The sequence below is a fragment of the Actinomyces sp. 2119 genome, assembly GCF_003591215.1.
Taxonomy (GTDB): domain Bacteria; phylum Actinomycetota; class Actinomycetes; order Actinomycetales; family Actinomycetaceae; genus Actinomyces; species Actinomyces lilanjuaniae.
Window position 1 is genome coordinate 91,463 of sequence record NZ_QYRR01000005.1, and the last position, 21,409, is coordinate 112,871.

16 protein-coding genes and 1 pseudogene are annotated in these 21,409 nt (G+C 64.8%); 14 read left to right on the forward strand and 3 right to left on the reverse strand.

Annotated features, from left to right (window positions below):
- The first annotated feature begins 7 nt into the window (after positions 1 to 7).
- The 6 genes from D4740_RS07230 to D4740_RS07255 all read left to right on the forward strand — a co-directional run bounded on the left by D4740_RS07230 (position 8) and on the right by D4740_RS07255 (position 5,267).
- Positions 8 to 622, forward strand: a complete 615-nt coding sequence (locus D4740_RS07230) for a hypothetical protein (protein ID WP_119836279.1) — start codon at positions 8 to 10, stop codon at positions 620 to 622.
- Complete coding sequence (locus D4740_RS12880) at positions 619 to 1,239, forward strand: hypothetical protein (RefSeq protein ID WP_182911364.1); 621 nt, start codon at positions 619 to 621, stop codon at positions 1,237 to 1,239. Before D4740_RS07230 ends, D4740_RS12880 begins: the two co-directional genes overlap by 4 nt.
- An 85-nt stretch (positions 1,240 to 1,324) precedes the next feature.
- A complete protein-coding gene (locus D4740_RS07240) occupies positions 1,325 to 1,939 on the forward strand; it encodes a hypothetical protein (protein ID WP_119836281.1) in 615 nt (204 codons plus the stop codon).
- Positions 1,936 to 2,586 (forward strand): hypothetical protein, encoded by a 651-nt coding sequence (locus D4740_RS07245; protein ID WP_119836282.1) that lies wholly within the window; start codon positions 1,936 to 1,938, stop codon positions 2,584 to 2,586. Before D4740_RS07240 ends, D4740_RS07245 begins: the two co-directional genes overlap by 4 nt.
- A gap of 170 nt (positions 2,587 to 2,756) precedes the next feature.
- A complete protein-coding gene (locus D4740_RS07250; protein WP_119836283.1) occupies positions 2,757 to 3,815 on the forward strand; it encodes a hypothetical protein in 1,059 nt (352 codons plus the stop codon).
- 165 nt (positions 3,816 to 3,980) lie between these two features.
- The gene (locus D4740_RS07255; protein WP_119836284.1) at positions 3,981 to 5,267 is read left to right on the forward strand and encodes an adenylosuccinate synthase; all 1,287 of its coding nucleotides are present in this window, start codon (positions 3,981 to 3,983) and stop codon (positions 5,265 to 5,267) included.
- Here the strand turns inward: D4740_RS07255 and D4740_RS07260 are convergent.
- Positions 5,257 to 7,296 carry an ABC transporter ATP-binding protein gene (locus D4740_RS07260; RefSeq protein WP_119836285.1) on the reverse strand — a complete coding sequence of 680 codons (2,040 nt, stop codon included), beginning with the start codon at positions 7,294 to 7,296 and terminating at the stop codon, positions 5,257 to 5,259. The two genes, D4740_RS07255 and D4740_RS07260, sit on opposite strands and share 11 nt — an antisense overlap.
- On the reverse strand, positions 7,293 to 9,026 hold the full coding sequence (locus D4740_RS07265; protein ID WP_119836286.1) for an ABC transporter ATP-binding protein: 1,734 nt from the start codon (positions 9,024 to 9,026) through the stop codon (positions 7,293 to 7,295). The genes D4740_RS07260 and D4740_RS07265 overlap by 4 nt, the downstream gene beginning before the upstream one ends.
- A 497-nt stretch (positions 9,027 to 9,523) precedes the next feature.
- Between D4740_RS07265 and D4740_RS07270 the strand changes: the two genes are divergently transcribed.
- Complete coding sequence (locus D4740_RS07270; protein ID WP_220475024.1) at positions 9,524 to 10,924, forward strand: ATP-binding protein; 1,401 nt, start codon at positions 9,524 to 9,526, stop codon at positions 10,922 to 10,924.
- Between the two features lie 1,279 nt (positions 10,925 to 12,203).
- Positions 12,204 to 13,763 (forward strand): hypothetical protein, encoded by a 1,560-nt coding sequence (locus tag D4740_RS07275; RefSeq protein WP_147392870.1) that lies wholly within the window; start codon positions 12,204 to 12,206, stop codon positions 13,761 to 13,763.
- A 278-nt stretch (positions 13,764 to 14,041) separates the two neighbouring features.
- Here the strand turns inward: D4740_RS07275 and D4740_RS07280 are convergent.
- Positions 14,042 to 14,260 (reverse strand): annotated as a pseudogene (locus D4740_RS07280) (hypothetical protein); the annotation flags it as partial.
- 80 nt (positions 14,261 to 14,340) lie between these two features.
- Between D4740_RS07280 and D4740_RS07285 the strand changes: the two are divergent.
- From D4740_RS07285 to D4740_RS07310, 6 genes are all read left to right on the forward strand, one after another.
- Positions 14,341 to 14,601: a type II toxin-antitoxin system Phd/YefM family antitoxin gene (locus D4740_RS07285; protein ID WP_259390717.1), complete on the forward strand. Its 261-nt coding sequence runs from the start codon at positions 14,341 to 14,343 to the stop codon at positions 14,599 to 14,601.
- A 63-nt stretch (positions 14,602 to 14,664) separates the two neighbouring features.
- Complete coding sequence (locus tag D4740_RS07290; RefSeq protein ID WP_259390718.1) at positions 14,665 to 14,862, forward strand: type II toxin-antitoxin system RelE/ParE family toxin; 198 nt, start codon at positions 14,665 to 14,667, stop codon at positions 14,860 to 14,862.
- A gap of 147 nt (positions 14,863 to 15,009) precedes the next feature.
- Entirely contained in the window at positions 15,010 to 16,569 is a 1,560-nt protein-coding gene (locus tag D4740_RS07295; RefSeq protein WP_119836288.1) for a type I restriction-modification system subunit M, read from the forward strand.
- Complete coding sequence (locus D4740_RS07300) at positions 16,566 to 17,192, forward strand: restriction endonuclease subunit S (protein ID WP_119836289.1); 627 nt, start codon at positions 16,566 to 16,568, stop codon at positions 17,190 to 17,192. The genes D4740_RS07295 and D4740_RS07300 overlap by 4 nt, the downstream gene beginning before the upstream one ends.
- Positions 17,189 to 18,199, forward strand: a complete 1,011-nt coding sequence (locus D4740_RS07305; RefSeq protein WP_119836290.1) for a GIY-YIG nuclease family protein — start codon at positions 17,189 to 17,191, stop codon at positions 18,197 to 18,199. The genes D4740_RS07300 and D4740_RS07305 overlap by 4 nt, the downstream gene beginning before the upstream one ends.
- Positions 18,196 to 21,270, forward strand: coding sequence for a type I restriction endonuclease subunit R (locus D4740_RS07310; RefSeq protein WP_119836291.1), 3,075 nt, complete (start codon positions 18,196 to 18,198; stop codon positions 21,268 to 21,270). The genes D4740_RS07305 and D4740_RS07310 overlap by 4 nt, the downstream gene beginning before the upstream one ends.
- Positions 21,271 to 21,409: the final 139 nt, after the last annotated feature.

Sequence of the window (21,409 nt, forward strand, 5' to 3'; positions counted from 1 at the left end):
TGGCGTGATGCCTGTGGGGCGGTGGCTGGCGCGGTTCCTGGGGAGGGCGGCCCGTGACCTGCTGGTGGTGGCCTCGCTGGTGGTTCCGACCTGCGCCGTGCTCTGGCTGTGGGGTCACTTTGCTGGGTTCGACTATGTTATGGCTATTCACCCAGTTCCGTTGCGGACCAGCAGGGACGCGTCGCAGTCCTTGTGGACGCCTGGGTGGCTGTGGTGGACTGTCTTCTTTGGTGCTGGTTTTGGTCTGAGCGCGGGGGCGGTGCGTCACCAGGGGCGTGATGCGTGGGCGATTACGGTGGCCTGCTGGTCGCTGCTGTCCGGGGCTGCGCTGATGCACTTTGGCGAGAATCTTCAGTTTGCGCTGCCGGACCATGCTCCGTGCCTGTACGAGGGGTGCTGGCCGCTGTACTGGCAGGCGGTGGTGGTGTCTGCTCCGATGGCTGTGACCCTGGTGGTGGTGATAGTGCTGGGGTGGTGGGCTGGTCGTGTGGGGGTGTGGGTGCGTCGGGTGGTCCCCGGATTGGTGTTCGTGGGTCTGATGTTTCTGCTGGCCCTGGTGTGGGAGCCGTGGGTGCTGCCCTTCCTCCAGGGGCCCCCGCCCTGGCAGGGGGCCGCCCCGTGAGGTCTCCTGCGGCGTGGCGGCTGGCGCAGCTGCTGAGGACGGCGGCCCACGACCTGCTGGTCGTGGCCTCAGCGGTAGCACCATGGTGCGTGGCCTGCTGGGTGGGTCTTGTCAACGCCAGGTTCGGGTACGTGTTCTCTGACTGGCCGGTGGAGACACGGCATCTGATGGGAACTCATAACAGGCTGTGGACGCCTGGGTGGCTGGGCTGGACGGTGCTGTTTGGTGTGGGTCTTGGTCTGAGTGCCGGAGCCGTCCGATATCGTGTCCGCGACTGGTGGGCCATTGTGGTGGCTTGCTCGACTGCCTTCTGGTGGGCGGCGTGCGCCTATGTCTCTCAGGGTATCCAGTTCATGCATCCCGAGAACCGGGACTGTACCTACGAGGGGTGCTGGCCGCTGTACTGGCAGGCGGTGGTGGTGGGGATGCCGATGCTGGTGGCCCTGGTGGTCGTGGTGCTGCTGGGGTGGTGGGCTGGTCGTGTGGGGGTGTGGGTGCGTCGGGTGGTCCCGGGGGTGGTGTTCGTGGGTCTGATGCTTCTGCTGGCCCTGGTGTGGCAGCCGTGGGTGCTGCCCTTCCTCCAGGGTCCCCCGCCCTGGCAGGGGGTTGCCCCGTGAGGTCTTCTGCGGTGCCTTCTACGGCCTCCTTGGTCCAGCAGGCCGGTTGGTCCCTGACACACCGGCCTGGAGGGGCGGTGGTGTGATGCCTGTGGTGGAGCGGCTGACGAGACTCCTGCGGGCGGCGGTCCGTGACCTGGTGGTCGTGGCCTCCGTGGTCGTTCCTGGCTGTGCGGCAGTGTGGATCGCGTTTGCTCAAGCAGATTTTGGGTTCGTGTACTCGGGCTGGAGCGCTGCCTCCCGCTACCGGCTAGGGCTCAGCAACGACTTGTGGGACTGGGACTGGCTGGGGTGGATCGCCCTCTATGGTGCTGGTTTTGGTCTGAGCGCGGGTGTGCTGTGGCGTGGAGGCCGCGACTGGTGGGCCATTGTGGTGGCCTGCTGGACCCTGGTGTCTGGAGGTGCGCTGGTATGGGTTGGCCAGGGGATCCAGTTCGTGGGTCCTGACAGCCAGGACTGCACGTACTCGGGCTGCTGGCCGTTGTACTGGCAGGGACTGGTCCTGTCCACTCCGGCGATCGTGACCCTGGTGGTGGTGATAGTGCTGGGGTGGTGGGCTGGTCGTGTGGGGGTGTGGGTGCGTCGGGTAGTTCCCGCACTGGTGTTCATCACCTTGATGCTTCTGCTGGCCCTGGTGTGGCAGCCGTGGGTGCTGCCCTTTCTCCAGGGACCACCGCCCTGGCAGGGGGCTGCCCTGTGAGCTCTCCTGCGGCGTGGCGGCTGGCGCAGCTGCTGAGGACGGCGGCCCACGACCTGCTGGTCGTGGCCTCAGCAGTAGTGCCGATGTGTGCCGTGTTCTGGGTGACAGCCTCGCACGCAGGCTTTGACTACATCGGGTCGTCATGGTCCGAGTCCACCCGGACGGCGGGGGACCCGATGCGGGCGCTGTGGCGCTGGGACTGGCTGGGATGGACTCTCCTCTACGGTGCTGGTTTTGGCCTGAGCGCGGGGGCGGTGCGTCACCAGGGGCGTGATGCGTGGGCGATTGCGGTGGCCTGCTGGACCGGTGTGCTTGGTGCGGGGCTTGTCGTCTTTACTCAGAATCTTCAGTTTGCGCTGCCGGACCATGCTCCGTGCCTGTACGAGGGGTGCTGGCCGCTGTACTGGCAGGCGGTGGTGGTGTCTGCTCCGATGGCTGTGACCCTGGTGGTGGTGATAGTGCTGGGGTGGTGGGCTGAGCGCGTGGTGGTGTGGGTGCGTCGGGTAGTTCCCGCACTGGTGTTCATCACCTTGATGCTTCTGCTGGCCCTGGTGTGGCAGCCGTGGGTGCTGCCCTTCCTCCAGGGACCACCGCCCTGGCAGAGCCTGGCGGCAACGACAAGCGAGGTCGTCTGCGGGATGGGGTAGCAGTCGCAGGACCAGGACAGGCAAGACAGGGGCGGGGCGCGACAAGACGGCGCGAGGCGGCACCACAGATACGACAGACACAGGAGTTACGGAGTCTGGAGAGACCAGAGAGAAGAGGCTCCGGAGAAGAGACCCTGGAGAAGAGAGCCTAGAGATAAGGACCACAGGACATGACGACATCAGACTACTGTGACAGTGTTCTAACCACCCGCACCACCCGGACGGTGGGGCGCCGCAGCGTCCTGATCGCCGTGGCCGTCACCACCGGTACGGCCTGCCTGGGCCTGCTCCAGGCGGCCCCGGCACGGGCGGCGGACCCGGAGGTCACCATTGAGGCGGGCGGCGATCTCGTCGAGGTGGCCACCGCTGACGGTGCGGTCGTGCAGGTGCCGACTGTCCTCGGCGGCCTCCTGAGCGTCGGGTCGGCGCCGCTGCCCGAGGGTACTGAGGTCCGCGTGACCTGGGACCCCCGGCTGTACGAGGCCAACCCCGCTCCGGTCCTCACCGTGGACGGAGAGGCCCTGGAGTGCTCCTACAGCAACGCTCCCTCCGGCACGGCCCCCTCTACGCCCTCCTCAGCTCCTGCCCAGGCCACGGTCGTCCTCGGGGAGGCGCTGCCCCAGGGCCGCTCCTACCTGCTGTGCCTGGGATCCACGAGGAGCCTCACCTACCCGCAGGACACCGTGGAGGCGCCGGAGGGGACCAGCATCACCGTCTCCCTACCAGCGGGCCCGGCCCAGGCGCAGCAGGAGGCGCAGGCCTCTGGCACACAGACCACCGAGCTGTGGGGAGCCAGTGTGGGTGCAGGGTGGCAGATGCTGACCTGGGGGGAGGGCTACCACGTGTGGTACCCCGGCAGCGTTACCCTGCGCTCCGCAGGACCCGCCCCGGTCCCTGCGGGCAGCCGCCTCACGGTGCAGGCCGACGCCCAGGTGCTGGCCAGCCTGGTCCTGGGGCAGGGCGCTGACGCCGTTACCGCAGTTACCGTGGGCACGGTCCTGTCGGCCACCTACACCACCCCGGGGCTGACCGAGGGGCAGATGCTCACCCTGCCCGTCACCGTGGAGGCCCGCGACCTCGACGGTCCGCTGGACCACCTTGAGCCGACCGTGGTCACTGTCAGCAGTCCTGAGGCGGCCAGGACCCAGCGCTCCACGGGTTGGGAGTCTGTCAGCCGCGCTGACGACGCCTACGATGAGGCCACCCGCCTGCGCTACGGTGTGGGCTGAGGTGCCAGCCCGGATAGGTGCCGCGCCCCTCGGGTAGGCTGGCCTGCGGCGTGCGTAGCGTAGCCGTACATGGCGCCGTGCTGTCCCGTGCTGTCCGGGCACCGCACGTGTCTGCCCTGTCGCCGCGCCGCACGTCGTCACCGCATCACCACAGCAGGAGAGGCCATGCCAGCCGTTGTCGTCGTCGGGACCCAGTGGGGGGACGAGGGAAAGGGCAAGGCGACTGACCAGCTCGGTCAGGACGTCGACTACGTCGTCAAGTTCAACGGCGGCAACAACGCCGGCCACACGGTGGTCATCGACGGGGAGAGCTTCGCCTTCCACCTCCTGCCCGCAGGTGTCCTCACCCCCGGCGTCACCCCTGTCATCGGTAACGGAGTCGTGGTAGACTTGGAGGTGCTGTTCAACGAGATCGAGGAGATCACCTCCCGGGGCAAGGACGCCTCCAGCCTGCTCGTCAGCGCTGACGCCCACATCATCCCCTCCTACAACCGGGTCCTGGACCGCACCACCGAGCGCTTCCTGGGAGCGCGCCAGCTGGGCACCACCGGGCGGGGTATCGGCCCCACCTACGCCGACAAGATGAACCGGGTGGGCATCCGCGTCCAGGACCTGTTCGACCCCTCGATCCTGCGTCAGAAGGTCCACTCCGCCCTGGACCAGAAGAACAGCCTGCTGCTCAAGGTCTTCAACCGGGCTGCCATCGACCCCGACGCCGTGGCCGACGACCTGCTCTCCTACGCCGAGCGCATCCGCCCCATGGTGGTGGACTGCTCCCTGGTGCTCAACCGGGCTCTTGACGAGGGCAGGACGGTCCTGTTCGAGGCCGGCCAGGCCACCATGCTTGACATCGACCACGGAACCTACCCGTTTGTCACCTCCTCCAGCCCCACGGCCGGGGGCGCGTGCACCGGCACCGGTGTGGGCCCCACCCGGATCGACTCCGTGGTGGGCGTGGTCAAGGCCTACACCACCCGCGTGGGCGAGGGGCCCTTCCCCACCGAGCTGCACGACGCCGTGGGCGAGCGCCTGCGCGCCGAGGGCGGCGAGTACGGGGTCACCACGGGCCGCCCGCGCCGCTGCGGCTGGCACGACGCCGTCGTCACCCGCTACGCCGCCCGGGTCAACGGCCTGACCGACCTGGTCATGACCAAGCTCGACGTCCTCACCGGCCATGAGACGATCCCCGTGTGCGTGGCCTATGACATCGACGGCCAGGTCACCTCGGAGATGCCGCTGACCCAGACCGGCTTCCACCACGCGGTGCCTGTTTACGAGGAGCTGCCCGGGTGGAGCGAGGACATTACCGGGGTGCGCCGCTTTGCCGACCTGCCCCGCGCCGCCCAGGACTACGTGCTGCGCATCGAGGAGCTGGCCGGGTGCCGGGTCTCCGCCGTCGGCGTGGGGCCGGGGCGGGAGGCCACGATCTCCCGCCACCGCCTCATCGGCTGAGCTGGGCGGCGTAGAGACGCGCGTAGGCGCCCCCGCGCTCCAGCAGCTCGGCGTGGCCGCCCTGCTCCACGATGTCGCCGTGCTCCATGACCAGGATTGTGTCCGCGTCGCGGATCGTGGACAGGCGGTGGGCGATGATGAAGCTGGTCCGGCCCTGGCGCAGGGCGTTCATGGCCTGCTGGACCAGCAGCTCGGTGCGCGTGTCCACCGAGCTGGTGGCCTCGTCCAGGATGAGGACGGAGGGGTCGGCCACGAAGGCGCGCGCGATCGTCAGCAGCTGGCGCTCCCCGGCGGAGATGTTGGCCGCGTCCTCCTCCAGGACCGTGTCGTAGCCCTGCGGCAGGGCACGGATGATGTGGTCGGCGTAGCAGGCTCGGGCGGCGGCCTCCACCTGCTCGTCGGTGGCGTCGGGGCGGCCGTAGCGGATGTTGTCCCGCACGGTCCCCTCGAACAGCCACGGGTCCTGTAGGACCATGCCGGTACGACGGCGCACCTCCTGGCGGGTCATGGCGGCGGTGTCCTGCCCGTCCAGGAGGATGCGGCCGCCGTCCACCTCGTAGAAGCGCATGAGCAGGTTGACCAGCGTGGTCTTGCCCGCCCCGGTGGGGCCGACGATCGCCACGGTCTGCCCCGGCTCCACCTGCAGGGACAGGTCGCGGATGAGCTCGGTGTCGGGAGAGTAGGAGAAGCGCACGTGCTCCATGACGATGGTGCCGCTGCGGCCCGCCTCGCCGTTCTCCCCGGCCCGCGTCACGCTGCCAGCGGTCTTAGCTGTCTGAGCGGCGGGGCGGTCAGGGCGCTCCTCCTCGGCGTCGAGCAGGTTGAAGACTCGCTCTGCGGAGGCGGTGCCCGACTGGACGGCCGTGGCCATGCCCCCCAGCTCGCCCAGGGGCTGGGAGAACTGCTGGGAGTACTGGATGAAGGCCTGGACATCACCCAGCCGCAGGCTGCCCGAGGCCACCATGAACCCGCCGACCACGGCCACGGCCACGTAGGACAGGTTAGAGATGAACAGCATGAGCGGCATCATGATCCCGGAGAGGAACTGAGCGCGCAGGGCTGAGCGGTAGAGCTCCTCGTTCTCCTGGGCGAAGGCATCGCGCACGGAGTCGGTGCGCCCGTAGACGCGCACCAGGGCGTGGCCGGAGAAGGACTCCTCCACGCGTGTGTTGAGGCGCCCGGTGCGAGCCCACTGGTGGGTGAAGGCCTTCTGGGAGCGCGGGCCGATGACGCCGAAGACCGCCCCCATGAGCGGGACCATGATCATGGCCACCAGCGCCAGCCGCCAGGAGATGGACAGCATCATCGCCAGGACGCCTACGACAGTGAGGATCGAGGTCACCGCCCCGGACAGGGACTGCTGGAGGGTGTTGGTGATGTTGTCGACGTCGTTGGTGACCCGGCTGAGGAGCTCCCCGCGCTGGACGCGGTCGAAGTGGCTCAGGGGCAGGTGGTGGATCTTGTGCTCCACCTGGGCGCGCAGCCGGTACATGGAGGTGATAGTGATGCGGTTGAGCAGGAAGCCCTGCAACCACATGAGGAAGGCAGAGCCGACGTAGAGCGCCAGCACCAGCAGCAGGATCTGGCCCAGCCGGGAGAAGTCGATCCCCGCTCCGGGAGTGACCTCCATGGTCTCCACCATGGCGGCCAGGTCGTCCATGCCCCGCTCCCGCAAGGTGGCCACGGCCTGCTCCCGGGTGGAGCCTTCCGGCATTATCAGGGAGACCACGCCCTCGAAGATGACGTTGGTGGCCTCGCCCAGGACCCTGGGGGCGGCCACCGACAGCACGACCGCCACGACGCTGGTGGTCACGACAACCACCAGCGTGCCCTTGTAAGCGGTGAGCAGGCCCAGCATCCGGGTGAAGGAGGGCCAGAAGGCCTGGGCGCGTCCCGGGGGCGGGCCTGCGGACCAGTCGTCGGAGGAGGCCTGGGTCTGGGCGGCCAGCTCGACCTCCTGCTCGCCCGGGTCAGCCTCCTGCTGGCCGGAGGGCACGGAGGACTCAGTGGCGCTGTGGGGGGTGGTCATGCGGCTGCCTCCTGTCCCAGCTGGGAGGTGACGATCTCACGATAGATCTCCGAGCTGTCCAGCAGCTCGGCGTGCGTGCCCCGGGCTACCAGGCGCCCCGAGTCCAGGACCAGGATCTGGTCGGCGTCGGTGACGGTGGAGACCCGCTGGGCCACGACGATCTTGGTGACCCCGAGGGTGGCCGGCCCCAGGGCCGCCCGCAGCCGGGCGTCGGTGGCCACGTCCAGGGCGGAGAAGGAGTCGTCGAAGAGAAGAACTCCCGGACGGCGCACCAGGGCGCGGGCGATGGCCAGGCGCTGGCGCTGGCCTCCGGAGACGTTGGTGCCACCCTGGGCGATCGGGGCCTCAAGGCCGCCCTCCATGTTCTCGACGAATTCCTTGGCCTGGGCGACCTCCAGGGCCGCCCACAGCTCCTCGTCGGTGGCCTCCTCCCGGCCCAGGCGCAGGTTGGAGGCGACGGTCCCCGCGAAGAGGAAGGCCTTCTGAGGCACCAGGCCCAGTTGGCGCCACAGGGCCTCCGGGTCGGCCTGGCGCACATCCACCCCGCCGATGAGCACCTGGCCCTGGGAGACGTCGGCCAGGCGTGTCAGCAGGGACACGACGGTGGACTTGCCCGAGCCGGTGGAGCCGACCACCGCCGTCGTCGTCCCCGGCTGCGCGGTGAAGCTGACGTCCTCCAGGACGCTCTCCTCGGCGTCGGGGTAGCGGAAGAAGACGCCTCGCATCTCTACTGTCCCCGGTGAGGGGAAGGAGGTGGCGGCACCGGGGGCGACCGTCAGGGTGGGGTCGGTGCCCAGGACGTCGCTGATGCGCTCGGCGCACACGGCGGCCCGCGGGATCATGACGCTCATGAAGCCCGCCATCATGATGCCGGTGAGGATCTGCATGAGGTAGGCCATGAAGGCCACCAGGGTGCCGACCTCGACCTGCCCCTGCTCCACCTGGCGGCCGCCGAACCAGATGACCGCGGTGACTGAGACGTCCAGGACCAGCATGACCAGGGGGAACAGGGTGACGAACAGGCGCCCGACCCGCTCACCCACCCAGGCGATGTCGTGGTTGGCGGACTCGAACCGCCGCCTCTCCGCCTCCTCACGCACAAAGGCCCGGATGACCCGGATGCCGGTGAGCTGCTCGCGCAGGACCCGGTTGATGGCGTCCAGGCGCTCCTGGTAGGAGCGGAACAGAGGGATCATCTGGCGCACGATGAGGACGGCGATCACCAGCAGCACCGACACGCTCACCGCGATGATCCACGACAGCGACGGTGCCCGGCTGACCGCCATGACGACGCCGCCCACCGCCATGACCGGAGCCGTCACCAGCATGGTGCAGCTCATGAGGACCAGCATCTGCACCTGCTGGACGTCGTTTGTGTTACGGGTGATGAGGGAGCCCGCCCCGAAGGCGGAGACCTCCCGCTCCGAGAAGCTGCTCACCCGCTCGAATATCCTGCCCCGCAGGTCGCGGCCCATCCCCATGGCGGAGCGGGCCGCCAGCCAGGTGGCCGCCACCGAGCAGGCGCCCTGCGCCAGGCTGACCGCCAGCATGAGGGCGCCGACGCGCCAGATGTAGGCGGTGTCGCCCGTGGCCACCCCCCGGTCGATGATGTCGGCGTTGAGGGTGGGCAGGAACAGGGTGGCCATGACCTGGGCGAACTGGAGTACCAGGACGCCCGCGAGCAGAGGCGTGTAGGGGCGCAGGAAGGTACGTAGGAGTCGAAGAAGCATCAGTGTCCTCAGATGGTCCCCGGGCGGGTCCTCAGATGGTGGTGTAGAAGGTCCTCGGGCGGCTTGTGACAGGCCTTAAAGAGGTTTGTGGAGGTGGGTTCGTGGAAGGTTCCGGATACGTAGTCGTTGCTGGTGGGGCTGACTCCCCGAGGCGCCGGGCGCCCCGGTTCGGTCTCGCCCGGCACGGAGGAGCCTATCGCCCTGACGCCGCGTCAGGGCAAGAGGGGAGGCGGGGCCGGGAGCGAGCAGGGGTGAGGGGGAGCGAAGGAGCGGCCTCGGCAGGGTGGGGGTGGACAGGGTGGCCCCGGCTCTTACGTACTCTAAGAATGTGAGAGTGAGAGTGTGCCTCGCGTGACCGCCTGGTGCTCTGCTGCTTCAGGGGCGGGTTGCTCGGCACGTGCCGGTCTGCGGCTTGCGGCCACGCCTTCCGTCGGCGTGAAGGCGACAGCCTGATCCCACCGTACTCTTACGTACTCTAAGAATGTTAGAGTTAGAGCATGTTCCCTGTGGCGGTTGATCAGGCACTCAGCCTGTCGGCAGATGATGCGGCCTCCCGGCTGCTGGCACTGCCCGAGGACCAGTGGTTTGAGCGCAAGTCTGGCGCGGTCAGGCCTCAGGACCTTGCCGCACCCCTGGTTGCTATGGCTAATGCCGAGGGAGGCGTCGTGGTCGCTGGTCTTCACGGCGGGCAGGTTGTCCCGGTGAGCGACAAGGCGGCAAACGCGCTGCGGCAGGTTCCTGCTGACTTCACGGTGCCGCGAGTGCGGGCACACGTCACTGAGCTGGCGACGAGTCGGGGACGGGTCCTTGTATTTCGCGTGGCGCCCGGGGAGCACGTGCACGAGACGAACCGGGGTGACTGCTACCAGCGTATCGGGGACGAGTCCCGCAGACTCACCTATGCGCAGCGGCAGGAGCTGGAGTGGGATCGAGGGGTCGCAAGCTTCGACGGTACTCCTGCGCCGGGTATCACCGAGGCGGATCTCGATGGCGCACGGCTGTCTGCCTTCCAAGAGGCTCTAGGGTCCTCCTCGCCCGAGTTGGCGCTTCGTGCTCGTGACCTGTTGACCCGCGACGGCGCCGTTTCCGTTGCCGCATATCTGTTGCTAGCGGATCGCCCTCAGATGCTCTACCCCAGTGCCCACGTCCGGGTCCTCAGGTACAACCGTAATGAGCGTGGCGTGGGGCGTGCGCTCACGGTCGAGGAGGAGGCCGATGTGCGGTGCGAGGGCGCGGTCTCGGACCAGATAGCACGGGCTGCGGAGGCGATTGAGGCACTGGCGCCTCGGCGTCGTGCCCTGACCGACTCGGGACGTTTCGAGCCGACCACTATCATTCCCAGGGACGCGTGGTTGGAGGGGCTGGTCAACGCCGTCGTGCACCGGTCCTACAGCATCGGTGGGGACCACGTACGTGTTGAGATCTTCCCCAACCGTATCGAGATCACCAGCCCGGGAAGGTTCCCGGGTCTCGCGGACCCAGCCGACCCGGAGTCGATCAGCCGCCACGCGCGTAACCCGCGTATTGCACGGGTCTGTGCGGACCTGGGGATCACACAGGAGTTGGGAGAGGGGATCAGGCGTATCTTTGCCGAGATGCGGCGGGTGGGACTGTCTGAGCCCGTCTACCAGCAGGCGCCCGAGGCGGTGCGGTTGACGCTGCTGGCCAGTAGCACGGTTCCCGAGAGCGTTGCTCATCAGGTGGGACCGAGCGCGATGAGGATCCTTGACGCGCTCCGGCTAGCACAGCGGCCGCTGGGGACTGGGCAGGTGGTTGAGCTGGTCGGGATGGCCCGGCCGACGGTGCTGCGCCATCTTGCTGCGCTTCGCGGCGCAGGGCTGGTGGTGTGGGAAGGAGAGAGCCCACGAGACCCGCGGGCGACCTGGAGGGTGGTCTAGGTGCAGGAGACCATGAAGGCGGTGGCACGGGCTTGGGTGCAGGTAGCTGGTTGCTGCGGGTGGCGCGGGCGGTCATGGTCGTGGCGGCGATGAGGATGGCGACCCAGACCAGGAGGACGCTCAGGGGGAGCAGGACTAGCCTCTCATTGGTGAGGACCACCAGGTAGAGGGCGACGGTCAGCACGGAGGCCAGCGCGCCAAGGCCAGGGAGGAAGGGCGCGTAGATACCTGCCCTTGGTGCGGCGGCAGCGCCCAGGCGGTCAGTTTGGTGCGGCAGGTCGAGTGCCTGCTGGGGGCTCATGCCCTGGCGGTCTAGGGAATCAGAGGACTCGGCTCGGCAATGAAGGCGTCTCGGTGCTCGCTGAGCTCGAGGTGTTCCTCCTTGTCGGCTGCGGAGAGGTAGAAGGCTGGTGTGGGGGGGCGAAGTATACCGAATGCGCCGAGACGGACCGAATCCTCATAGAGGTACTGGCAGGTCAGTCACTTGTGAGGATCTGTGGTTTGTGAGGAATCAGTGCCTTCTGCCGCGGGACGGGTGTGGCTGGTGGCTGGGTCGGTGGGGCAGACCGGAGGCCGGTGATTGCGCACAGGCCTGGCAGGAGCGGCCTGTGGCAGCGCTGCACGCCCGAAGGTGAGTCTGCCTCTGTACCTGGCGCTGACGTTACCGGCACGGAGCCCGAGTCGGGGGCGCCTACGACGGATCGGATGGCGCGGGACACCGGAGGGTGCCGGGGCCAAGCGTGCGGGCCAGCGGTGCCAAGGATCGGTCCGCGTGCACGATCCCCTGCTTGCCTTACGCCATTGAGGGCCGGGTACGGCTACTGGACTGGCATGCCTACGAGCAGAGAGGTGACCGCTGACTGTGTGCGCTGTTGGGACTGTCCGCGTTTCGCGCCGACAAGATGCTGACTTCGGCGTTGTTCACGGCTGGTGGTTGGTGGCTCATGGGTACTGGCTTGCGGTTCGTGCGCCCCAGACATGATCATGTCGGACCTTCGTGGCAGTGTGGCTGCGGGTGGGGGCTGCTGGCTCCGCCCACAAACTTGGCCGACCGACGAGAACCGAGGCAGTCATGAATGAGCATGAAGGCGTGTGTGGTGATGCGGCATGTTTGCCAAAAGAGATGATTGTGGAGGGTGAGGTTACGAAGAGTAGTGCAGGTCAGGATCCTGAGTTGCGGGAGGCCGCGCACAAGAAGGAGGCCGAGAGCGGTTCGGGGGCGGGGTGGTTGGGGGGTAAGGGGAGGTTCCTGGCCCGGCTAATTCGAGGGCGCTCTTCCTTGAAGGGCAAGGACGTGTTTGTGCCTCCTCACTTGGGGGTGGATCCGAGTTTGGGAGAAGGTCGAGGGACTGCGGGAAGTCCAAGGGAGAAGCGGAATATACGTTATGAGAGAAAATTGATGTGGGAGCATGGCGGCAACCTCGCTATGTTGACAGTGCCCGGACTGTTGGGTGTTTGTGTGTGGGTGTTGTGGGTGATGGTCGAGCATCCGCTTGACTATTCTCCAGAGGTGTTCTTCTTGAGGTTGATGGATATTAGGAGTGCGGGCAGGCAGTGTCTGGCTGCTGTTGAACTTGTCGAGGCGGAGCGGCTCAATCATTGCCCGTTCGGTATGGATTCCTCGGTGTCCACGGGGGTAACGCTGGTCTCGAGCCTTTTTACTGTTGAGTGCGGCGTGGTCGCGGTACTAGGGTTTCGAGTTCGCGCATCTGTCAGGCGGAGCGAAGGTTCCGCCGCGACGATTGGCGACCGCGTCTTGGGGGCACCGGGAGGGGCGCTGCTGTTCTGGTTGGCGATGTACTGCCTGTGGGTTCCCATGCTCTGTGCCTGCCTGCTGTGGACGCCCGACTTTGAGATATTTTTGGAGCGACCATTACTGGTATTGGTTGAATCGGTGTGGCCAATGTGGGTCGTTGCGGTTGCGTCGATTGTTGTCCCAATATGGTTGTATGGAAATACTGTGGAGTACGTGCTGGAGGACGTTGGGCGTCGGCGCCGCGAAATCTGGTGGGACTATGAGCATACTTACTGCACGATTCGAAGTAAGGCTGCATCAGATCGGGAGGCTCGAGACGCGGTGCGGAAGTACGGTGAGGCGGCGCGTGTTGGCCGGTGGTTTGTTTTCGGGGCGGCACTGCTTGTCACCTCGCTGCTAGTGTGGGCAGCAGTTCCTCTTCCGATGATTCGAGTTCTTGGGCCGCTCTCCTTTCTGGCAATGCTCGATGCTTTCTGCGTGCGCTGTGTGGCCTACGCCTGGAGTTGGGGTAAGGCTGGAGGGGGCGTCATGATAGTGGTGGCCCTATTGGTGGGAGGATTCTTGGTGCTGACGACTACGTATTTACTGGTTTATACTTTGTCGACATCGGCCCCGGTGGTTTTCGCGCTCAGGCTGATTCTAGTCGCTACGCTGGTGTTTGTGTGGTTGGTCGTAGTCATGTTTGGCCTTGAGGGCGCAAAGCATCCGGTAACTGTGACTCGTGCTCGTCGGGTGATGCGCCGGAGTGACGAGTTGGTGTGGTTGCGTGACCAGGAGGAGAAGATCGCCGTTCGGGAAGAAAATTCAGGGTCGATCGTGGCCGATCTAGGTGCTGGCAACGGCACTGGCTCCGATCGTCTGCGTGAGGGGCGTGACTCGGTTCCGGCGCCGAAGGAGGCTGATCAGTTGCCGGCGGCGGCGGAACGCTCGGGCGGCGGCCGTGAGTCTGCATCTGCGGAGAAGGCGAGCAGACGCGTCACGGGTCATTGTGGTCACCAGCAGTCTTGTGGCGGGATAATCGCCCTGGCGGGAGTGCTGCTTGTGCTTGGGGTCGGGCAGTTGAAGGCGGCTCGCCGTAGATAGGCGAGCGTGCGTGCCGTGGGCGGGGTGCGAGCACAACTAACGTTCTCGGTTCCTGCTGACGCTGTGACCACCCCTGTGACGCGTGCACTGTGATTGTGACGACGGGGTGCATCGGCGTCGGCTCTCCACACCCCGATGCGGTGTCGCGACCAGCATGCGGTCTCTCTTGCAGCACGCCGTCGCGAGCACGAGTTGCGGCAGGCCGCACACACTATCGACTATTCCGCCTTACTGATCCCTTCCAGCAACGGACTCGCCTGACCGCTCCAGGAGATGGCGAGCTGGTCGCAGGCGCGGGTGGCGGCCACGTACAGCGGCTGGGGCTCAGGCCCTGACCTGGGCGGCACGTAGCGGTGGTCCTCCTCCTGCCCCTCCAGGTCCTCATACCTGCCCGGGTCCAGGAGCCCGAAGGCCAGGGCCAGGTTCTGCCGGGTAGTGCGGTAGTTTCTGGTCAGCCGCCTGGAGCGCCCCCGCACCTGGATGCCGTAGTGGCTCAGGATTGGGTTTACTGCATGGCGGGACGGGGGCCGGGGCAGCACCATGTACATGTGAGCGTGTTTGGCGCATGATGTGCATCATGGCTGACATGACTGTCTCTGCCGCGCGCAGTCGGCTTGCTGACGTCATTGACGACTCTCGCGCGCACCGCGCCCCGGTCTTCCTCACTCGCCGAGGCCGTCGTGTGGCCGCAGTGATCGACGCGGAGGACCTTGAGCGCCTGACCGAGGCTGCAGAGGACCTGGCGGACATCAAGGCAGCCCAGGCTGCCCGCGCGGCACTCGCTGAGAAGGGTGCTGTTCCCTGGGACGGGGTCAAGGCGGAGGTCGGCCTCGCATGACCTACCGGGTTGTGCTCACCCCCCCGGGGCCGCGCGCCAGTTGTGCACGCTGGACTGCCCGGTGTGGCGTCGGGTCCAGGGGTTGTCGAGTTGCTTGCTCGGGACCCTCGTCCTGCCGGTGCCAGGAAGTTCGTTGGAGGGCGTGGTGAGCGGCGGGCACGTTCCGGGGACTACCGAATCGTCTACACGGTTGACGACGGGGTGCTGCTGCTACTCGTCCTTGCCGTCGGCCACCGTCGCGAGGGCTGCCGCCGCAGGTGACGGCGAGCTTCCTTGGCGACTCATAGGCGCCGGGACTGTCTGAGCTGGCTGCCGCCTGCTGTGTAACCGTGACCGAGCCACTATCTTAACCGTTCAGCGGTACCTGCATGGACCGCGAGAGCCCTAGCAAGGAGAACGAGGAACCCCGTGAGCAAAGAGACCGAGCGCGCCGAGCTCCACCGGACGATCTGGAAGGTCGCCAACGGGCTACGCGGGAGCGTGGACGGCTGGGACTTCAAGGCCTACGTCCTGGGCTTCCTCTTCTACCGGTTCATATCGGAGAACCTCACCGAGTACATCAACGTCGGCGAGCGCGACGCCGGAGACCCGGACTTCGACTACGCTGCCATGGGCGACTCTCAGGTGCGTGATGCTCGCGACGGGATCATCAACGAGAAGGGATTCTTCATCGCACCGTCGGAGTTGTTCGACAATGTGCGTGAGCGTGCCCCGCGCGATGAGAACCTCAACGAAACCCTGGACAGGATCTTCAAGAATATCGAGCGTTCCGCCATCGGCACAGGTGCGGAGTCGGACCTGCACGGCTTGTTCGACGACGTTGATGTCAACTCCAACAAGCTCGGCTCCACGGTCGCGCAGCGCAACGAGAAGTTGGTGCGGATCCTTGATGCCGTCGGCGATCTTGACCTGTCCTACGGTGACTCGGCCATCGACACCTTCGGGGACGCCTACGAGTACCTGATGACCATGTATGCTTCCTCGGCGGGCAAGAGCGGGGGTGAGTTCTTCACTCCGCAGGAGGTCAGCGAGGTCCTCGCTCGAATCGCCGTGGCTGGTAAGACGAGCGTAGAGCGGGTTTACGACCCGGCCTGCGGGTCGGGATCATTGCTGCTTCAGTTCGCTAAGGTGCTCGGCAGGGAGAACGTACGCGGTGGGTTCTTCGGTCAGGAGGTCAACCTGACCACCTACAACTTGTGCCGCATCAACATGTTCCTTCACGATGTCAACTTCGCGGACTTCAGCATTGCGCACGGCGACACCCTGCTACACCCGGAGCACTGGGACGATCAGCCTTTCGAAGCGATCGTCTCCAACCCGCCGTACTCGACGCACTGGGTCGGCAAGGACGACCCAACTCTGATCAACGACCCGCGCTTCGCGCCCGCTGGAGTTCTCGCTCCGAAGTCGAGGGCGGATCTGGCCTTCACCATGCACATGCTGTCCTGGCTAGACGTCAAGGGAACAGCAGCGATCGTCGAGTTTCCCGGTGTCCTGTACCGGGGCGGGGCTGAGCAGAAGATCCGCAAATACCTGATCGAGAACAACTACGTGGAGGCGGTCATCCAGCTGCCGCCCGACCTGTTCTTCGGCACGACGATCGGAACCTGCGTCATCGCGCTCAAGAAGTCGAAGACCACCAACGACGTCTTCTTCCTCGACGCCTCCGACCAGTTCGTCCGCACCGGCAACAAGAACCGGCTCGCGGCCGAGCACCGCGACTTCATTGTCGACGCCGTGGCGAAGCGGGAGGTGGTGGCGCACCGTTCCGCTGTGGTGGGTGCCGAGCAGTTTGCTGAGAATGGCTACAACCTGTCGGTGTCGGCCTATGTGGAGGCAGAAGATACCCGCGAGGAAGTAGACATCGTGGCGCTGAACGCCGAGATTGCGCGCATCGTGGCGCGCCAGGCTGAGCTGCGTGCCAGCATCGACGAGATCGTTGCCGACCTGGAGAGAGGTGCAAAGTGAGCCGCATCGATGACTTGGTCAAGGAACTGTGCCCCGACGGCGTGGAGTACAAGCCGCTGGCGACGTTGTTCGATACGCGGAATGGCTACACCCCGCGGAAGACTGACGCCGAGGCATGGTCTGGCGATGAGGTGCCTTGGTTCAGGATGGAAGACATCCGGGCTAACGGTAGAATTCTCAGTGATTCGATACAGCGGATATCAAAGTCCGCGGTTAAAGGCGGTCGGCTGTTCGCCTCGGATTCGATCTTGGTAGCAACATCCGCAACGATCGGGGAGCATGCACTTATTAGGGTGCCGCATCTCTCGAACCAGAGGTTTACCTGTCTCACGTTGAAGGATGAGTATCGCAACTGCTTCGATATAAAGTTCCTGTACTACTACTGCTTTCGTCTGGATGAGTGGTGCAAGAAGAACACTACGGTCTCGAGTTTTCAGTCAGTTGACATGGTCGGCTTCAAGCGGTTCCTGTTCCCGATTCCTCCGCTTGCGGTGCAGCGGGAAATTGTGAGAATATTGGATCAGTTCACCCTGCTGGAGGCGGAGCTGGAGGCGCGGCGCAAGCAGTACGAGTATTACCGGGACAGGCTCCTGACTTTCCCGGAGAAGGGCGCATCAGCATGACCGGCAAGCATATTGAGATCTTCTTGGTGGACGGCAAGTCTGGTGGGATCACGACGGCAGATGTTTCAGGCTGGACTGGACACATCCTTGCTGGGCCGAGAACTATGCTTAAAGAACTCCGTGCCCGATCGGATGCGCAAACGAACGGTGTATACCTGCTTCTTGGCGAGGATCCTGAGGCCCTCGCGTCCACCCGATGCTACATCGGCAAGACTGAGAACTTCGCAGAGCGGTTTGTTGACCATGATCGCAAGAAGGACTGGTGGACGCGGGCGGTTGTTATCTCATCTCGCGAAGATGCCTTCAACCAAGGTCACTGGGGCTACCTGGAATCCCGCATGTTAGAGATCGCGGCGGAAGCGAAAAGATGTTCTCTGACGGATAACCTCCAGACCCCGAAGCCACGTAAGCTTTCAGAAGCTCAAGTCTCGGATGCCGATGCTTTCTTGGCGCAGGTTCGTTCTGTTTTGCCTGTCCTCGGTGTGAACGTGCTGAGTAATGTCAGGCCGGAGCGAAGCGGCGTAGCGTCTCTGAGTGATTTTGACTCGCCGACATTCCGGTTGCTCAGTCAAGGGAGAGGGGTTAATGCGCGCGCACGCGTAAGTGGGTCCGAATTCATCATGCTTGAAGGATCAATTATTGTAGGGTCATGGGGAGACTCTGGTCAGGATAATGAGGGTCATAGTCAGAGCACTAGGCGGCTATACGCATCGTACCGCGCGCAGCATGAGAAACTTATCTATGACGGCTCGATTGTTGTGAAGGGTTCTACTGCTACCTTGACTCGCGATATCCCCTTCAGTTCTCCATCCACTGCGGGAGCGATCGCGCTCGGGCGCTCCTGCAACGGACGGACAAGCTGGACCTGGGAAGGAGGCACATACGCCGACTGGGAGAACGAAGACCTGCCTCCATCCAATACTGAAGTCGAAGAAGGGCAGGGCGAGGCGACCAGAATCGCCGTCGTCGGCCCGCGACTGGAACGCAGAGAGATAACACTGACATGACCATCCGTGAAGCCCAGGCCGTGCGCATCGAGCCGGTCGTTCTGACCGACGACTCCACCGTCGTGGGCACTTACGAGCCGAGCGAACGCACCAGCAAGGCATATCAGTCCGAAGCGGACCTCGAACGCGCTTTCATTACCCAGTTGCAGGAGCAGGCCTACGAGTACGTCAGGTTTACGCCGGAGAATGCTGAGAAAGAGTTCATTGCCAACCTCCGTGCTCAGCTTGAGGCGCTCAACGACTACCGCTTCACCGACACCGAGTGGAAGCGCTTCTTCGAACGCTCCATCCAGACCGCAGGGGGAGCGTCCGATGTGGTCGAGAAGACCCGACGCATCCAGGAGGACCACGTCCAAGTTCTCACCCGAGACAACGGCGAGTTCAAGAACATCCGCCTGATCGACAAGCGTCACATCCACAACAACCGCCTGCAGGTCACCAACCAGTACGTCGCTACCAACGGCTCACACTTCAACAGGTACGACGTCACCATCTTGGTCAACGGGCTGCCGCTGGTCCACGTCGAGCTTAAACGGCGCGGCGTCGACATCCGCGAGGCCTTCAACCAGATCAGCCGTTACCAGCGCGACTCTTTCTGGTCCGGGGCGGGCCTGTTCGGATACGTCCAGATCTTCATCATCTCGAACGGCACCTACACTAAGTACTACGCCAACACGACCCGCCAAGACCACGTAACCGAGAACCGTGGCACCCAGCGGCGGGTCAAGGCTGCGACGTCGGACGCCTACGAGTTCACCTCCTGGTGGACCGACGCCACCAACCAGCGCATCACCGACCTCGTCGATTTCACCCGCACCTTCCTGTCTAAGCACACGTTGCTAGCGGTCCTGACACGCTACTGCGTCTTTAGCGTTGCCGACGCCCTATCCGACCGCAAGCTTCTGGTCATGCGGCCCTACCAGATCGCCGCCACCGAGGCGATCCTTCAGCGCATCAACACCTCCACCAACGCCCGCCAGACCGGCACCCTTGCTGCTGGCGGGTACATCTGGCACACCACCGGCAGCGGTAAGACCCTTACCTCTTTCAAAACGGCCAAGCTCGCCGCCGGGATGGGGGAGATCGACAAAGTCATCTTCGTCGTCGACCGCAAAGACCTCGACCACCAAACTATCAAGGAGTACAACCGCTTCGCCGAAGGTACCGTCTCCGCCAACCAGTCCACCGTCCAACTCGCCGCCCAGATCAATGACCCGACGGTTAAGATCATCGTCACCACGATCCAGAAACTGTCCACCTTCGTCGGGCGCAACCGCAAGCACGCCGTCTACACTGGGCACGTCGTCCTCGTCTTTGACGAGTGTCACCGCAGCCAGTTTGGCGACATGCACACCGCTATCACCAAGGCATTCTGCAACTACCACCTCTTCGGCTTCACCGGCACCCCCATCTTCGCCGAGAACGCGGGCTCCAGCGGCAACATACAGCTGCGCACCACCGCCCAGGCCTTCGGCGACCAACTTCACTCCTACACGATCGTCGACGCCATCGGCGACAAGAACGTCCTGCCCTTCCGCATCGACTACATCGACACTGTGCACAGTCGCGACGATGTCGTCGACACCGAAGTCAGCGCTATCGACACCGAACGAGCGCTTATGGCACCAGGGCGGATTGCGCAGGTCGTCACCTACATCCGCGAGCACTTCAACCAGAAGACGCGGCGCAACCGGACTTACACGCTCGGGCAGCAGCGCCTGGCCGGATTCAACTCGCTGCTTGCCACCGCCTCCATCCCCGCCGCGCGCGCCTACTACCAGGAGTTCGCCCGTCAGCAGCAGGGTTTGCCGGGCGACCAGCGGCTCAGCGTCGGCATCATCTACTCCTACGCCGCCAACGCCGAAGCACCTGGCGACTCACTCGCCGAGGAATCCACCGACCCCACCGCGCTGTCCGCCGACGACAGGGCCTTCCTCAACGCCGCCATCGCCGACTACAACCGGCAGTTCGGAACCAACTACGACACCAGCGCCTCAGGGTTTGAGAACTACTACGCGGATGTCTCCGACCGTCTTGCTAAGCGGCAGATCGACCTTGTTATCGTCGTCAACATGTTTCTCACCGGCTTCGACTCCAAAACACTCAACACCCTGTGGGTCGACAAATCACTGCACACTCACGGCCTCATCCAGGCCTTCTCCCGCACTAACCGCATCCTCAACGCGGTCAAGAGCTACGGGAACATCGTCTGCTTCCGCAATCTCCAGGCTGAGACCGACGCCGCTATCGCCCTGTTCGGCAACAAGAACGCTAGCGGAACCATCCTCCTGCGCTCCTACCGTGAGTACCTGGAGGAGTTCATCGCCAAGGTAGCGCAGTTGCGCGGCAAGTGGCAGCCCGGTGAGGTGATCGCCTCAGAGGTGGCCCAGAAGGAGTTCGTAATGCTGCTCGGCCAGATTCTCCGGCTGCGCAACATCCTCGTCTCCTTCGACGAGTTCTCCGAGGACAACATGGGTGGCCTCAACGACGCCGATCTTGCCGACTACACCAGCATGTACCTGGAGATCCACGCCCAGATGCGTGCGGCGGCCAAGACGGAGAAGGAGGTAGTCGATGATGACCTCGTCTTCGAGATCGAACTCATCAAGCAGGTCGAGGTCGGTGTCGACTACATCCTGCACCTCGTGGAGGACAAGCGTGCCGAGCGGGGTGACGGTGAGGACCGTGAGATTCCGGTGGAGATCAGCCGTGCGATCGCCTCCAGCCCCACGCTCCACTCCAAGCGCGATCTTATTGAGGATTTCGTCGGGTCAGTCTCCAGCAACGGGACCGTGGACGAGCAGTGGAAGGCATTCATCGCGGAGCGCATGGCCTCCGAACTGGACACCATCGTCGTGACCGAGGGGCTACGCGAGGCAGAGACTGAGAAGTTCGTGGCTGCTGCTCTGCGCGATGGGTTTGTGCCGACAGAGGGTATGGCGATCACACGTCTGCTCCCACACGTCTCCCGCTTCCGCGAGGCCGCTGCTGGCCAGAGCCGCGATGAGCGCAAGGCTCGCGTCGTTGAGGCACTGACGGCGTATGTGGCGAGGTTTGGAGACCTGGCGTGAGCGGTTAAGCGTATTTTAGGGCGGGAAGCGTTTGTGTTCAGTCGTGTCGTTTCACTAGAACTGCAACTATAGTTGCGGGGGAGATCTATTTATGATGGATCATCCTCGTTGATGTTGAGGCGGGGGGTTATGGGGGAGG